We start from the raw sequence: 16677 nt of genomic DNA, 5'->3' as shown, positions 1-16677 counted from the left end.
CTGACCGCCATGAATATGGGCGGTATCGGTGAGTCCATCTGTCTTTCCGGACTAGCTGATGCGAACTTCCGCTGTGGATTCAAACGTACCCATGATGCAACAGGCATCTGTTTTGACCAAAGTATTGTGTGGGGATAATGCCGCGCAACCAGGCTTAGACATCCAATATATGCCGACCTTTTTCGCCAATCCGCTGTAAGGTTTCCTGAGTGATATACTTTCTCTGGTCGATCTGTTGTGGCTGGTCTCTGGTGCAAAAATAGCTATGGATGCTTCTACGGTCCCGGCCTGTCTGATTAGTTGTTCCGCCGTGCCACACATGCGAGTTGAAAATAAAGACAGATCCGGCGGGGGCAATGATATAAATCTCGTCAGGATGCCTGTCATTCGTATCCGTCATCGCTTCGCTGGGTAAGCTGGCTAATTTATGCGATTCAGGAACAATACGCGTAGCACCATTATGTTCGGTGAAATCGTCTAAAAGCCATATGCTATTACAGACTTTGTACGCGCCATGTACCACCGTGTTTTTCCAGTCTACATGAAGTTGCTGCAGGCCTTTACCGGGTTTGGCGGCCCTGTAATTCAAGGAAGATAATTTGTACTGCTGCCCTAAAACCGCTTCAATACCTGCCAGTACACGTGGATGTGTGTAGAATACGTCGAAAATCTGCCCCTTATTGACCAAGTCAGCTAACCGGTCTGCTCCCTCTTCTTTTGGGTGACGGATGTATTTCGATTCGGCTAGTTCTGCGCCAGCCTTCTCTCCTTCTGTTTGGATTAATTCAGCAAGACGGTCATTGATTTGATTAACTTGTTCTGGCGTTAATAATTGACCCAAGTTGAGATACCCGTATGTATCTAAAAACTCAATTTCCTGATTTGTAAGCATGTCGAAGTAACGTACCGATAGAGAAGCTGATCGAAAGACAAAACACCAGATATCAGGATTCTACCTGATAGGTAGCTACTTTTTTGCGTTATAAGTTTTTAGGCAATATAAATATAATGGGCTGATGTGTTGTTACTTATGACTTTCATAGAATGGCATTATCAGGTTTAGTTATTTATTGATTTAGGCGTGGTTGACGTAGCCTGCTGCCGTGAAATAATTAACTACTTTTTCGATCGAAAAAAGACATGAAAAAAATATAAAATCAGTTGCGTTCGGTATGCTGGAACGTAGTACGTTTTTGCCCTGGCTAATAGGACAGGCAGGGCTTTCTCATAAAAAGTGGAACAGTGTGGTGCCGGTCCATCGTAACCTGGGTTGCAACTAGAATAGGCCAGCAAACGAACGCCCCCGTCCGCGCCATGATACTGGTACCTGGGTGAGCTAAAACCGATGTTGTGTCTCTGGCGGGACGTAAAGGGCCAGAGCGGCCGACCCTTATTTACTCAGGGTATGGCCCGATGGGCCGACACCGTATCGCTCCGATTTTCTATGAGAAAGCCCTGATATGGTAGGTACGTTGATTGACCCAGTGTAAACAGATTCTCACGTTAATCAGAATAAGTAGTGGCACAACATCTGATAATTACTGTAACACTATACAGTCTGTATAAAAAAGTGATAGAGTAACTTGTGTCGAGTAACGTCTTGAGTAATGCGGTTGGTTTATGCTGACCATTATTTAGTCCGCTGATCGATGAATACTACGAATCCTGAAGTTGATTTTTATTTTGATAAAGCTGGCAGAATGAATTGGTGATGTTAAGACGGATTGTTCTCAACTGTGGCCTGACCGAAGAATTGAAGTGGGGTGTTCTCTGCTACACTGTTCAGAAAAAGAATATTCTTTTGCTGCATATAGTCAAAGAATACTGCGCGATTTCATTTTTCAAAGGTGCCCTGTTACACGATGCCAATGGCCTTCTGGTTCAGCAGACAGAAAATACGCAGGCAACCCGTCAGATACGTTTTACATCAACTAATGTTATTAGTTCGGTAGCAGCGATAGTAAAGGCTTCTATCTACGAAGCGATCGAAGTGGAAAAGGCGGGCTTATCAATATCCTTCAAGTCAACTTCTGCATTCACCCTTCCTGATGAGTTCCGGCAAGTACTGACTGATTGACGTACGATGCTTGCTCTGGCCAGGCAGCTTTGGCAGCCGGTTACTTATGTATTATAGATATTGTTAATGGTACTATAGATAATATCAATTTGTTCTATACATCGATAAGTATCAGCTTTGCATAAGAAGTCTTTAGTAGAACACATAAACGAATAACCACATGAACCCTTCCGAAACTACGGCTAGTTATCAGGTGAATGGTCATCACGGTGCCCTCGAGGCAAATGATCCCGGCGCTATTGCTAAATGCCCCTTCATGAGTGGCACGCTAAACCACGCTTCGGGTGGTGGCACCCGCAATCGTGACTGGTGGCCGAATCAACTGAAGCTGAATATACTGCGTCAGCATTCTGAACTGTCGAACCCGATGGGGCAGTCGTTCAATTACGCTGAAGCGTTCAAAAGCCTGGATTTCAACGCGGTGAAGCAGGACCTTCATACGCTCATGACCGACTCGCAGGACTGGTGGCCTGCCGATTTTGGCCATTATGGTGGTTTGTTCATCCGTATGGCCTGGCACAGTGCAGGTACGTACCGGATTGGCGACGGTAGGGGTGGCGCCGGTGCCGGGATGCAACGCTTTGCACCACTCAATAGCTGGCCCGACAATGTCAATCTCGATAAAGCACGTCAGTTGCTGTGGCCGATCAAACAAAAATATGGTCAGAAGATTTCATGGGCCGATCTGATGATTCTGGCGGGCAACGTTGCCATGGAGTCGATGGGCTTCAAGACCTTTGGTTTTGGCGGTGGCCGCGCCGACGTTTGGGAGCCACAGGAAGATGTATACTGGGGGTCAGAAACGACCTGGCTTGGCAACGATCAACGCTACGGCAAGGGTTCGGCGGGTGTAGCGGCACACGGCGTGGTATCGTCGGATGAAGATCCGGGCCGCCCTGTTCATTCCCGTACACTGGAGGATCCGCTTGGCGCAGCCCACATGGGTCTGATCTATGTAAATCCCGAAGGCCCAGATGGCAATCCTGACCCGCTGGCGGCAGCTCGTGACATTCGTGAAACGTTTGGACGGATGGCGATGAACGACGAAGAAACCGTTGCTCTCATAGCTGGTGGGCACACGTTTGGTAAAACACACGGGGCTGCTTCGTCAGACCACGTGGGCAATGAGCCGGAAGCTGCCAGTATCGAAGAGCAGGGTTTTGGCTGGAAAAATAGCTACGGCACCGGCAAAGGCGCTGATACGATCACGAGTGGCCTGGAAGTGATCTGGACAACAACGCCAACTCAGTGGAGTAACAATTACTTCGAAAACCTCTTTGGTTTTGAATGGGAACTGACCAAAAGCCCGGCCGGAGCGCATCAGTGGGTAGCCAAAGGAGCCGATGACATTATTCCGGATGCCTTCGATCCTAACAAGCGCCATAAGCCAACGATGCTGACCACCGACTTATCGTTACGGGTTGATCCGGCTTACGAGATCATTTCGCGTCGTTTTCTGGAAAACCCCGATCAGTTTGCTGATGCGTTTGCCAGAGCGTGGTTCAAATTAACGCACCGCGACATGGGCCCACGGGCTCGTTACCTTGGCCCCGAAGTGCCTGAAGAGGTACTGATCTGGCAAGATCCGCTTCCAGCCGTTTCGCACAAGCTGATCGACGAGGCTGATGTAGCCGCCCTCAAGGGCAAGCTGCTCGAGGCCGGTCTGACCACGGCTCAACTGGTGTCAACGGCCTGGGCGTCGGCGTCAACGTTCCGGGGTTCCGACAAGCGGGGTGGGGCCAATGGTGCTCGTGTCCGGCTGGCACCCCAGAAAGACTGGGCGGTGAATAACCCTGCGCAATTAGCCACTGTGCTCGCTAAACTGGAAGCCATTCAGACTGAATTCAATAACGCGCAGGCCGATGGCAAACAGGTATCACTGGCCGATCTGATCGTGCTGGGTGGTTGTGCAGGCGTTGAACAGGCGGCTAAAAAAGCGGGCTTCGACGTAGTGGTTCCGTTTACTGCGGGTCGGGCTGATGCGTCTGCCGAAGATACTGATGTTGAGTCGTTTGCGGCCCTTGAGCCGATTGCCGATGGTTTCCGCAACTACGTAAAAAACCGGTATAAAGTAACGGCCGAAAACCTGCTGATCGACAAGGCGCAACTGCTGACCCTGACGGCACCGGAATTGACGGTTCTGCTGGGCGGTATGCGGGTGCTGAACACCAACTATAATGGATCGAAACTTGGTGTGTTCACTGACCGGCCGGAGGTGCTGACGAACGATTTCTTCGTCAATCTGCTCGATATGAGAACTACCTGGCAATCGACCTCCGATGTGCAGGATCAGTTTGAGGGAAGAGACCGTACCACCGGTGAACTGAAATGGACGGGTACTCGGGTGGATCTGATCCTCGGTTCGAACTCCGAGTTGCGCGCCCTGGCCGAAGTATATGGCTGTTCAGATTCGCAGGAGAAGTTTGTCAACGACTTCGTTGCGGCCTGGAGCAAAGTGATGAACCTTGACCGGTTCGATCTGCAATAGATCAATTTTGTTAAGGACTGAATAGAAAAAAGGGCTGCTACGAATTCGTAGCAGCCCTTTTTAGTGAGAAAGAGACTAAGATTACAGCGCCAGTTTCTCGCGAATGATACCTTCAAGATACTCGCGTATGGGCTGTATCTTGATATTGCTGACCACTTCTTCAGCGAAGGCGTAGAGCAACAGCGTCCGGGCGGCATCTTTCGGAATACCCCGTGATTGCAGATAGAAGAGGGCGTCTTCATTCATCTTGCCGGTGGTGGTACCGTGCGAGCATTTTACGTCGTCGGCGTAAATTTCCAGCTGCGGTTTGGTATTCATGCTGGCATCGGGCGACAGCACCACGTTTTTGCACGACTGGTAAGCATTGGTCTTTTGCGCGTCGGGGCGAACGTAGATCTTGCCGTTGAAAACGCCGGTGCCTTTATCGTCCAGAATGCCTTTGTACAACTCGTTGCTGTAGCAGTTCGGCATGGCGTGATCAACCAGGGTATGGTTATCAACGTGCTGCCTGCCGTTTGGCATATACAGGCCGTACATGAACGATTCGCAGTGCTGACCGTTCAACACGATGTTCAGGTCATTCCGCACGAAACCGCCGTTGAGCGTGATCGTGGCGTTGTAATAATGGCTGTTATCGGCCTGGCTGACCTGGGTACGTCCGATGTGGTAGGCACGTTCCGAATCATTCTGAATGCGGTAATGCTCAACGCGGGCGTCGGCGGCAACAACCACTTCCGTTACTACGTTGGTGAAACCCGCGCCGTCGCCGAGTGTCCGGTACGATTCGGCCACTTTCACTTCGGCATTCCGGCCAACCACAATCAGGTTACGCGGCTGAACGGCTACGTTTTTATGCCGAGCATCGGTGATGAATCGCAGAATGACGGGTTCTTCCACCACTTTGTTGTCGGGGATGCGGATAAACACACCATCCTGCGCAAAAGCCGTATTCAGCGCCGTAAACGCACTATCCTGAAAATCGGCGTACCGACTAAAGTGCAGGCCAATTGTCTCGGCGTCGGTTTGCTGGGCCTCAGCAAAGCTCTTGATTTGCAGGTGTGTAGCCGGACTAACAATCTGCGAGAGATCAGCGCGGTAGTGGCCGTTCACGAAAAAGAGAATGTTACCCTCTAAATTCGGAATTTGCAGCGGAGCCATATCTTCGACGGTAAGGGCGGTGCCTTCGTCGAACGAATACTGCTCGCCGATCATCGTTTTCACATTCGAGTATTTCCACTCTTCGTGCCTGATGGTGGGGAAACCCAGCGTTTCGAACGATTGCAGAGCCGACCGACGTACCTGATGAAAGGCTGATTTACTTTCGCCGTTCATGCGTTCCTCACCCTCGCGGAATGCCGCAATGAGCTGGTCTTTGAAAGACGTATATTCTTGGTTTGGAGTCATTGCAAAACAGTTTACAGTTTGCAGTTTACCGTTTTCAGTTGCGCTGCTCAGGTACGTTAACTTAACGCAGTGAAGCAACAGTAAACCGAAGACAGTAAACAGTAAACTCTTTTAGACGCTTTCGACTTCGGCTTTGATCCAGTCGTAGCCTTTTTCTTCGAGTTCGTAGGCCAGTTCTTTAGTGCCAGATTTCACGATCCGGCCTTTGTAGAGCACATGCACGTAATCGGGCACGATATAGTCGAGTAGGCGCTGGTAGTGGGTTACCACAATGGCCGACCGTTCCGGAGAGCGGAGTTTATTTACGCCTTCGGCTACGATGCGGAGGGCGTCGATGTCAAGGCCGGAATCGGTTTCGTCGAGGATAGCCAGCTTTGGTTCGAGCATGGCCATCTGGAAAATTTCATTCCGCTTTTTTTCGCCACCTGAGAACCCTTCGTTCAACGACCGGCTCAACAGCGACTGGTCGATGTTGACGAACTTCATACGCTCTTTCATCAGCTTGAGAAACTGAACGGCATCGAGTGGGTCCAGGCCGCGGTACTTACGGATTTCATTGAGGGCTGTTTTGAGGAAGTTCGTAGTGCTTACTCCCGGAATTTCGATGGGGTATTGAAACGCCAGAAATATGCCTTCTGCCGCCCGCACTTCTGCCGACATGTCTAACAAATCTTTGCCGTCGAAATCAACGTGACCACCGGTGACCTCGTAATCTTCGCGCCCGGCCAAAACGGACGCCAATGTACTTTTACCCGAACCGTTTGGTCCCATGATGGCGTGCACTTCACCCGGCTTAATTTCCAGGTTAATGCCTTTCAGGATCTGCTTATCGCCAATGGAGGCCTGTAAGTTACTGATGGATAGCATATTATCTTATATGTGTCAGCTAAAATGAAGGGGCAAAGGTACGCTTTTAGCCCCAATGTGTCTGTATGGCTAACAAACAATTCCGGGTAAAAGTTGATGGGTATCAGGGGATATACACCCACAAAAAAGCCGCCTGCTGTGCGGCAGGCGGCTTTTGGCAAGCTACTGAAAATCAGTCGGCCCAATTACCTGATCTTCCGAACCATGATCGGTACGCAACCCGGTGCGGGGCAGGTGCAGGCCGCTGGGTCGAGCGTTACGGTTACTGTGCTGGTGCAACCGCCAGCAACACCGTAGAGGCGGATCAGGTACGTTACCCGTTGGGCTGGGTTTGGCAGGTTCGTGAACGTGAAGGCTCCACCCGTTACCGGCGACGCACTGGCGAAGTCAGGCAGGGTTGTGCCGTCGGCCGCTGAGATGCTTACCCGCACCGTGTTCTGCAGGCCGGTCAGGGCAATGCTGGCGTCGTTATTTGCCGTTGCTCCGTTACACGTTGCCCGCGTTGCTACCACGTTCTGTGCCTGTACGGTTGGCGCTGGCGTAACGGTTACCGTTGTGGTAATCGTAGCTGAGCAGCCCGTCGTGAGCACACAGGTAGCTGAGTAGGTCGTCGTTTGCAGCGGTGTCACTTCCAGCGTGGCTCCCGTAGTACCTGTTGACCAGGTAACGTTGCCCGCGCAACCGGTCAGGCTCAGGATCGCCGTTGACTCCTGGCAGATCGTTGGGCTGTTGACCGTCAGCACTGGCGTTGGGTTCACCGTGATCGTTGTTGAGGCGATACCTGCGCAGCTTGTCTCCGTATTGCTCACCGTTACCGAGTAAACCGTAGTGACAGCTGGCGTAACGGAGATCGCCTGCGTAACAGCACCCGTCGACCACAGATAGCTGTAGGTAGAACCGCCGGTTCCGGAGGCCGTCAGCTGAACGGTTGTGCCCTGGCAGATTGTCTGGCTTGGTACAACGCCGATGGTTGCTGACGTAGCTGGGTTCACCGTTACCGTAGCTGTAGTGACGGCCGAACAACCGTTGCTGTTGGTTACCGTTACCGAATAGAGCGTAGTGATGACTGGCGATACAATTACCGACTGGGTAGCGCCCGTGCCAACTGGCGACCAGGCGTAGGTAAAGCCGGTGCCGCCCGCTGCGGTGGCCGTTAGCGTGGTTGAAGTGCCGAAGCAGATTGTCTGGCTGGCTACGGTGGCGGTCACTGCTGGATTCACCGTCACGATACCCGTCGCTATTGCAGAGCAGCCGAATACGTTGGTCACCGTTACGCTGTAAGGCGTAGTCGTTGACGGCGATGCCGTGAAGATACCCGTGCCATTGACCGTGCCGTCGCTGAAAGCGTACACTGTACCACCTCTGGCTGTTAACGTCGCAACGGTTCCGTCGCAGATCGTTGCGCTGCTGAGCGTAGCCGTTACCGATGGGTTCACCGTCACCGTTGCCGTGGCTGTTGTTGAGCACAGATTGCTATTCGTTACTGTAACCGTGTAAACAGTGGTTACCGTTGGCGACACCGTCACGGTCGGGGTGGTGCCCGTACCGGCTGGTGACCAGGCGTAGGTGAAGCCCGTGCCGCCCGAGGCCGTTACTGACAAGACCGCCGAGGTGCCGTCGCAGATAATCTGATCCGCTACGGTAGCTGTTACGGCTGGATTCACCGTTACCGTGGCCGCCGTTACGGCCGAACAACCAAAGCTGTTGGTTACCGTTACTGAGTAAGTCGTGGTCACCAGCGGTGAAACCGTCACGGTCGGGGTGGTGCCTGTACCGGCTGGCGACCAGGCGTAGGTGAAGCCCGTGCCGCCCGCTGCCGTTACTGATAGCACCGCCGATGTACCGTAGCAAATCGTGCTGTTGGCTACCGTTGCCGTTACGGCCGGGTTCACCGTCACGGTGGCTGAAGCAATGCCGGTACAGCCGCTGCTGTTGGCAACCGTTACGCTATAAGCCGTTGTTACGGCTGGCGACACAACCAGTAAGCCATTCGTGTTGACCGTACCGTCGCTGAAGGTATACGAGGTGCCCCCCGTTGCTACCAGTGTTGCGGTTGTCGTGTTACAGATCGTTGTGCTGCCAAGCGTTGCCGTTACGGCCGGGTTTACCGTTACCGTGGCTGTAGCAACCACTGAACAACCCGTGCTGTTGGTCACCGTTACCGAGTAATTCGTCGTAATCGATGGTGACACGGTCACGGTCTGGGTGGTGCCCGTACCGGCCGGCGACCAGGCGTAGGTGAAGCCCGTGCCGCCCGAGGCTGTAACGCTAAGCGTTGCCGTGGTTTCGTTACAGATCGTCTGGCTGGCTACGGTGGCCGTTACGGCTGGATTCACCGTTACCGTGGCCGCCGTTACGGCCGAACAACCAAAGCTGTTGGTTACCGTTACTGAGTAAGTCGTGGTCACCAGCGGTGAAACCGTCACGGTCGGGGTGGTGCCCGTACCGGCTGGCGACCAGGCGTAGGTGAAGCCCGTGCCGCCCGCTGCCGTTACTGATAGCACCGCCGATGTACCGTAGCAAATCGTGCTGTTGGCTACCGTTGCCGTTACGGCCGGGTTCACCGTGATTGTGCCCGTAGCAACACCCGTACAGCCAAACGTATTGGTTACTGTTACCGAATACGTCGTTGTTATCACAGGTGAAATGGCCAGTATGCCAGTATTGTTTACGGTGCCGTCGCTGAACCGATAAGAGGCGCCTCCCGTAGCTGTCAGCGTGGCGGTTGTGCCGTCACAGATGGTAGCGCTGCTCAGTGTGGCCGTTACCGACGGGTTTACTGTTACCGTGGCTGTAGCTGAAGCCGGACAGGCGTTATCGGCTGTTGGCGAACAGGTTACCGAGTAGGTCGTTGTCACCAGCGGCGAAACGGTGATGCTTGTTGTGGTTTCGTTCGTATTCCAGGCCAGCGTTCCTGCGCAACCGGTAGCTGTTAACTGAGTTGATTGGCCCGCGCAGATAGACGTGCTCGCCAGCGTAACGTTCAGGTTTGGTAGTGCGCCGTTATAGATAATGATCGGGCAGCAGCTACTGGCCTGGCAATTACTGCCTACCGTGGTTGAGGTGTAGCTATACGTACCTGCGGTGGCAATGGTCAGGCTGTTGCCGGTGCCAACCGAAGTGCCATCCCGGAACCACTCTACATTGGTCAGGTTTGCCGAAAGGCTGGTCACGTAGGTATCACCCGCACACAGTTTGACCGGTACCGTAAAGCAGGTCCGGGCAATATTGTTGCGCGGTGTGCCATCAGCCGACGCAGCGGTAACGGCCGCCACATTCGAGATTACACCGTCCGCAATGGCGCGGGTCGTTACAGAATAAACAACCGAAGCCCCTGCTGCCAGCGTACCTACGGTCCAGGTGACCTGAACCTGACCTGAACCAAGCAGGGCCGTTGTGCCGGCAGGCGATGAAGACACGTATTCAGCACCTGCATCGAGTGTATCGCGGATGACGACACCCGTAGCCGTACTGGCTCCTGCGTTAATCACCGTAATGCTGCAGGTGGCCGTTGCTCCCTTAGCTACGCTATAACTATCACTGGTGTTGGTGAGCACCAGATCAGGGTCACCGGCGGCGTATCCGAAACCAAAATTGTTGGCCAACGTACCTGTAGGGCTACTCTGCGCTACAATGACCGCTGTGTTGCCAATCAGGCTGGCGTCACTGTCGGCAAAATCATCGCTGCCCTGATTGGCCAGCACGAGCCTGCGATTAACGGGAGCATTGGCCCCGGTAATTCGAATGTCGTAGCTGGTATTTGGCTGAATGGTGCTGGTAAACGAGAACTGACCAGTTGAGGTCGTCAGCGTTGTTTCGCGCAGAACACCGTCGCTGGTATACAGATTCACCTGTACGTTGGGAATACCGGGCTCCGCCGCATCGAAAATATTGTTCTGGTTATCGTCGCGGAAGACGTAGTTCCCCGGTGGGGTAGGCCCGGCCAGATGGGCCGGATGGCGGGGAGGGGCAGCAAAAGCACCTGAGTAACTACTCAGAAGCCCCAGCAGCATCAGCAGGCAGAACGGCCAGCGGATCGGATAAGTAGTGGTTTTCATATGCGGTAATCGGTTGGTAATAAGAAGATTAATTATTGTTTTAGAATGCGGGCCAGTTGGCATAAAGGTGGTAAGCACGAAGAGCACGGGCTCACCTGACCAGTAAGGCGAGTACTACGACAGCCAGCGTTCGAACTGGTATTGTTGCTGTCGCGTATAGAGAGCGAGTAGATTGAGGAGTTATTGGCGAGAAAGCCTTTGGCATTGGGTTGCCCCACACCACCCACCGTCACCGTGGTGCCGTAGAGGGTTCCGCCGGGGTTAAGCACCGTGCCGCCCAGACCATTCGCATCGGCGCCCAGTACTACGTCGTAGCGCCCGGAAACACCCGGCGTGCTGTTCGTGGCCTGGACCGTTACCGTGAAATAGTCGTCGGTGGTAGTTGCGTCTGTTCCGTTGTTGAGGCAATTGCTCTGCGTGAACAGGGTGACCTCCACACCAGCCAGCTGACTGACCGTTGTGGTGATGGTAGACGAACAGCCCGTCTGCGGATTGGTCGAGATAATCGTATACGTACCCGGCGTGCTGACCGTCACCGTGGCGGTTGTTGCGGAGAAACTGATCGGGCCCCGCCACTGGTAAGTGGTTCCCGGCAGGTTGCTGCTGGCCGTGATGGTGGCTGTTGGTGACTGACAGGTCAGCGTAGCGCTGGTTGCCGTGGTAACGGGTGCCGTCAAATTCTGGCTTACGGTGGCCACGGCGGTGCCCGAACAACCCGTTTGCAGATTAGTGGTCACGACCGTATACGTACCCGCCGATGTGACCGTAACACTTTGCGTGGTGGCAGTGAAACCAGCCGGTCCGCGCCATTGATAGGTCAGGCCCGTCTGGGTGCTGGTAGCTGTTAGCGTGGCCGATGTGGCCTGACAGGTCAACGTGGCACTGTTGACTGTTGCGGTTACGGCTGCATTCACCGTAACGGTGGCCAACGCGACGGCCGAACAGCCATTGCTATTGGTAATGGTTACTGAATAGGTGGTTGTTATGGATGGCGACACCACCACGCTTTGCGACGTACCTGTACCCGCTGGTGACCAGGTGTACGAAAACCCTGTTCCCCCTGATGCGTTAGCTGTTAGTGTAGCAGACGTGCCGTTACAAATGCTCTGATTTGCCACCGTGGCCGTTACCGCCGGATTCACCGTAACGGTAGCCGCAGTTATCACTGAACAGCCGTTCCCATTCGTTATGGTGACACTATAGGTTGTTGTTACGGATGGAGCAACCACAACCGACTGCGTTGCTCCGGTGCCAGCCGGTGACCAGGTGTACGTAAAGCCTGATCCACCCGATGCAGTAGCCGTTAGCGTCGTCGAGGCGCCGTTACAAATTGTCTGACTGGCCACCGTAGCCGTTACGGCTGGATTCACCGTGACAGTAGCTGTCGCGACACCCGAGCAATTGGTCGCGTTGGTGACTGTTACGCTGTAGACAGTGGTGCTCGTCGGTGATACAGTAATGGTAGCTGTTGTCGCCCCCGTCGACCAGCGATAGGCACTTCCGCCCGATGCCGTCAGCGTGGCCGTTGTTCCCTGGCAAATGGTATTGCCCGGACTGGCCGTGATCACTGCCGTCACCGCCGGATTCACCGTGACAGTAGCGGTGGCCGTTCCCGAACAACCGTTGCTGTTGGTTACCGTTACGGTATAGGGCGTGGTACTGCCGGGCGACACCGCGATGGCCGATGTGCTGGCCCCGGTAGACCAAGCATAAGTATATCCTGTTCCGCCACTGGCGTTGGCCGTCAGTGTAGCCGATGTGCCGTTACAGATTGTCTGACTGGCTACCGTGGCCGTTACCGCCGGATTCACCGTGATCGTTGCCGACGTTACTGCCGAACAATTCGTTGCATTCGTCACCGTCACGGAATAAGTGGTCGTGATCGTTGGCGACACAATCACGGATTGGGACGTACCTGTACCCGCTGGTGACCAGTTGTAGGTAAAGCCCGTTCCGCCGCTGGCATTGGCCGTCAGCGTGACAGGCGTTCCCTGGCAAATCGTGGTAGCGGGCAGGGCCGAGACCGTTGCCGTAACCGAAGGGTTCTGCGTGACCGTGGCCGTTGTCGTGCTTGAACAACCCGTTTGTGGGTTCGTGCTAACCACGGTGTACGTACCTGTTGCTATTACGGTAACGCTCTGCGTGTTGGCCGTAAAGCTGTTAGGGCCAGACCAGGCGTAGGCCAGCCCGGTTTGGCTGCTGGTGGCTGTCAGAGTAGTTGATGTGGCCTGGCAGGCGATCGTTGCACTACTGACGGTCGTGACCGGAATCGCCGCACAGTCATTTACTACACCCAGTCGCAGATTAACGGCCAGGTCGGAAGGCGGGGTAATAAGCCAGTTGAAGGTGATTGTCCCTGTCAGTACGAAGGCCTGGTTGAGCTGAGCCGAACGCAGGATAATATTGTCGCTATCGGTGAATGTAAGGGTGCTGGTTGCCGATAAACCCTGATTAAGCGGAGTCCCATTCAAGGCCAGACCAGAGACCTGCCCGGTCGACGAAAGCAGGTTATTGGCCTGAACCGTTAGTTGGATGGCATTGAACTGAAGCGGAATAGGCAGGCCATCGGGAGGCGTCTGCGGATTGATCTGAATACTAACCGTTTGCGCTGCTCCCGACGAGAGCGTGAAAACGGTCCGGTTGTCGCCCGTCAACGCCGGATTATACGCAAGTGTAAAGGAGTTTGGCGTGTTGTTGCTCCAGTTATACTGCCCGTTGACAAGCGTAGTGGCCGTAGGTGTGGTTCGGAAAAAGTCGAGTTCATACGTACCTGTATTGACGCCATTTCCATAGCGTACCTCGGTTCCCAGACCAACGTACCTGAACTGTGCGTTGGCGTTGGCCGTCGATGTATACCGGGCGACGGCAATGGTGCTGCAACTGGAGGCGCAGGCGACAAAACAGGCCGCCGGACTGGCCACCGTTGTCGAAGCCGTTCCGCAACTGGCCAGTGAGGTCGAGATTGTTCGTGATATACCATCCGACTCGGCCACGAACGTGAACGATACCGCCGTTGTCGACGTGGTGACGGCAAACGTCTGGGTGTAGGTGCCGTTGCTCACCGACAACGTACCTGCGGCAGGTACGTTGCTCAACCGAACGATACCCGTCGTGTTGAACTGGTTAGTGGTTGTGTTGCAGGCACCCGCCGCAACGTTGGTCAGCGAAATACCGCAGCAGGTAACCGCCGGTATGGTAATTACATAATCCTGAAAGCAGTTTGTAGCCCCGTTGAAGAGCCGAACGGTATAGGTTGTTCCACCCGACAATCCGGAGAAGGACACGGCGGCACCGGTCACCGTCTGGTTGGTCGGGTCATTGAAGCCAGCTGCCAGCGTGTAGGTACTTCCGGGCGAAATATTGGCCTGTGTGGCGTTGGTAATGCCCGTGACAGCAATGCGGGCAATTGGCTGGGCAACACCATTGAAGCAGGTTGCGTTGGTAAACGAGGTGGTGCCGGTCGGCGTTGTACAGACGAACACACCAATGTCGTAGGTATGGTTATTCTCGCCGTAATCACCGGTTGTCAGCGAGATAACGCCCGTAGCACTGGCATCTGAATCGATCGAGGCATTGGCACCTGTTGTTGTAGACGTGACAAGCAGCGACGTACTGGTTGGAATCACCAGCCTGACCTGGTACGCCGTATTGGGCAGAATGGCCGGTATGGCTGCACTGCTGAACAGGTACGTACCCGTGGCCGAAACGGTTGTGGTGCCAATGACGGTGGCTCCCTGAAGTAGTTGCACCGTTAAACCCGAAACAGCCGCATAATTGGTCTCGCCCGGATCCTGAATGCCGTCTTTGTTGAGGTCGTTCCAGACGCGGTTCCCAATTTCGATTGGTGCCGGGTCGAATAATAACTCAATGTCGCCCAGGCCATTGGCTTTTCCGTACGTTGCTACGTCGGTACTCTGGTAAACCTGAACGCTGGTGGCCGGGCTGGATGAGCCGTCGGAATTCCTGAAGCGCCGAATCCCGCCCGCGTCGATCTGGTCAGTTGGGTCAATAACGATCGACGAGACATCGCCGCTGCCCATCAGCAGGGCCAGCGCCCCTTCACTCATTTCCGTATGAAAAGGAGAAGTTGTGTTAGGCTGAGAAATGGCGTCGCTGTAATAATATTCACCGTTACCAAACCCCTGACCGTTACCCGCCCCACTCAGCGACGTTACACCGCACACCGTCGCGTTCGATTCCATCGTCCACTGTGTAGCGGTTGGGCTGCACTTACCCGCCCGCAGAATGTCGCCGGGCGCAATAACCCGGTACAGCGTGGTGTTGGCGGGGCCGTAGTTATTGTTGCCGAACTGATCGCCGGTCCGATCGCGAATGCTCAGGATCATGGCTCCGTCAACGTCGAACTCAATACCTGTTAGCCAGGGCTGTGGGTACGTTGCATTGGGCAGATCGGCCCGGGCAAAGCGCGATGGAACAGTTGTACTACCGGGCACCACGTCGGTCCAGGGGAGCCAGTAGGTAGCCCGGTCAACGCCTGTTTTGTCGTTGTTGGTTGCTCCTTTTTTATAGGTCAGCGGAAATGCCAGTACTGACGTGAAGGCATTGGTAGCCGGGTCAAATTCGTAGACTACGGCCTTCATGCCGGTCGTATCGCGGGTGTATAAATTGCCCCCTATCGATCCCGACCCGAAGTTGATCGTCGTTGACGTAGGAACGCTTTCATTGGTACAAACGCCCCCGATATACATCTTGTCGCGGTAGCCTTTCAGGGCAAAAGGCCGAAACGTACTGCCCGTTCGGCAAACTGATGATGACCCCGTGATGCTGAAGCTGGTAATGCCGGCGGTATTGGCCGTTGGGTTGGCCGATGTGGGGTTGTTGATCGGAATCCGGTAGAGTTTCTGATCCGACAGGTTTACGGCGTAGAGCTGCGAGCCGTCTTCCGAGATTTCAAGATCACCCAGGCCGGTTTTCCCCACCTGACCAAAAACCGATGGATCCTGATTCAGTGCCGTTGTGCTGCCCGGAAGCGATCGCGCGCTATTTGTGGCTACCGTAACGGCCATGGGCAGGGTGGTAAACACCGTCGACGTAAACGAGGTGAAGGCTGCATTGGTCGGTCTGGTCAGGTAGATGGCACCCGCCCCGCCCGGCCCCAGCCCGGAATGGCGTTTAACAAACGCGGCCGTATACGCATGTTTGACCACACGCTGGTAGGCAATGCCGAAAACGGTACCAATCTGATTGTTCAGCGAGATGGCAAACTCGGCGGGTGCATTGCCCGTGCTGCTATACGGAAGAGCCACCAGCACACCCTGCGAACCCGAGTTGCCCGTTGTGCTGGAGGGGTCGCCATTTACGTAGCAGGGCACCAGGTAGTAGGGGTTCGCCTGACTATAATCGGCCGGATAATTAATGCCGAGGTTGATGTTGGTAGCTGTAGCCGTGGCCACAAACTGGATGGCCGAACCGCTGCCGCTGCTGACAGGGCCGCTGAAATAGCCAGGTGGCAGGTTCGAGAACTGGACCCGATACGGGGCCGTTCCGGTTGGCGTGATGCTATAGGTACCCAGGCTGGCCGTGACCGTGCTGGAAGTTGCCGTATTGATAACCCCGTTTGCGCCAGTGATGGTAATCGTAACGCCGCTCACCCCAATTTCACCGGGCGTTTCGCGGGTTCCCGAGGCGTTGAAGTCTCTAAAAACCGTGCCAGAAATCTGAGCGGAAGCCGCTCCTGCAAGTAAACAGAGTAGTAGTACCGGTAAATGATAGCGTAGTATTTTTGCGTATTTTTGTAAAATTATATTCATATGTTGATGTAA

The 16677-nt window shown here is 54.3% G+C and carries 7 protein-coding genes; 2 read left to right on the top strand and 5 right to left on the bottom strand.

The genetic code is table 11. From position 1 onward, the window contains the following. Positions 1–154 precede the first annotated feature (154 nt). Positions 155–892: a phytanoyl-CoA dioxygenase family protein gene (locus J2I46_RS28840; RefSeq protein WP_207332573.1), complete on the bottom strand. Its 738-nt coding sequence runs from the start codon at positions 890–892 to the stop codon at positions 155–157. 819 nt (positions 893–1711) lie between these two features. Between J2I46_RS28840 and J2I46_RS28835 the strand changes: the two genes are divergently transcribed. Next, complete coding sequence (locus J2I46_RS28835) at positions 1712–2077, top strand: DUF1801 domain-containing protein (RefSeq protein WP_229380005.1); 366 nt, start codon at positions 1712–1714, stop codon at positions 2075–2077. Between the two features lie 256 nt (positions 2078–2333). After that, positions 2334–4565, top strand: coding sequence for a catalase/peroxidase HPI (katG, locus tag J2I46_RS28830; protein WP_207332661.1), 2232 nt, complete (start codon positions 2334–2336; stop codon positions 4563–4565). A gap of 81 nt (positions 4566–4646) precedes the next feature. Here katG and sufD read toward each other — a convergent pair whose 3' ends face one another. The 4 genes from sufD to J2I46_RS28810 form a co-directional block, all read right to left on the bottom strand. Further along, a complete protein-coding gene (sufD, locus tag J2I46_RS28825) occupies positions 4647–5969 on the bottom strand; it encodes a Fe-S cluster assembly protein SufD (RefSeq protein WP_207332572.1) in 1323 nt (440 codons plus the stop codon). A 111-nt stretch (positions 5970–6080) separates the two neighbouring features. Continuing rightward, the gene (gene sufC, locus J2I46_RS28820) at positions 6081–6836 is read right to left on the bottom strand and encodes a Fe-S cluster assembly ATPase SufC (RefSeq protein WP_207332571.1); all 756 of its coding nucleotides are present in this window, start codon (positions 6834–6836) and stop codon (positions 6081–6083) included. Positions 6837–7021: 185 nt separating this feature from the next. Next, the gene (locus J2I46_RS28815) at positions 7022–10894 is read right to left on the bottom strand and encodes an Ig-like domain-containing protein (RefSeq protein WP_207332570.1); all 3873 of its coding nucleotides are present in this window, start codon (positions 10892–10894) and stop codon (positions 7022–7024) included. Positions 10895–10926: 32 nt separating this feature from the next. Next, positions 10927–16665 (bottom strand): SdrD B-like domain-containing protein, encoded by a 5739-nt coding sequence (locus tag J2I46_RS28810; RefSeq protein ID WP_207332569.1) that lies wholly within the window; start codon positions 16663–16665, stop codon positions 10927–10929. Positions 16666–16677 lie beyond the last annotated feature (12 nt).

Origin of the sequence: Fibrella forsythiae (assembly GCF_017353175.1) — a bacterium.
Classification (GTDB): domain Bacteria; phylum Bacteroidota; class Bacteroidia; order Cytophagales; family Spirosomataceae; genus Fibrella; species Fibrella forsythiae.
The sequence above is the reverse complement of the archived record's forward strand: the minus strand, read 5'-3'. Positions and strand labels throughout refer to the sequence as shown.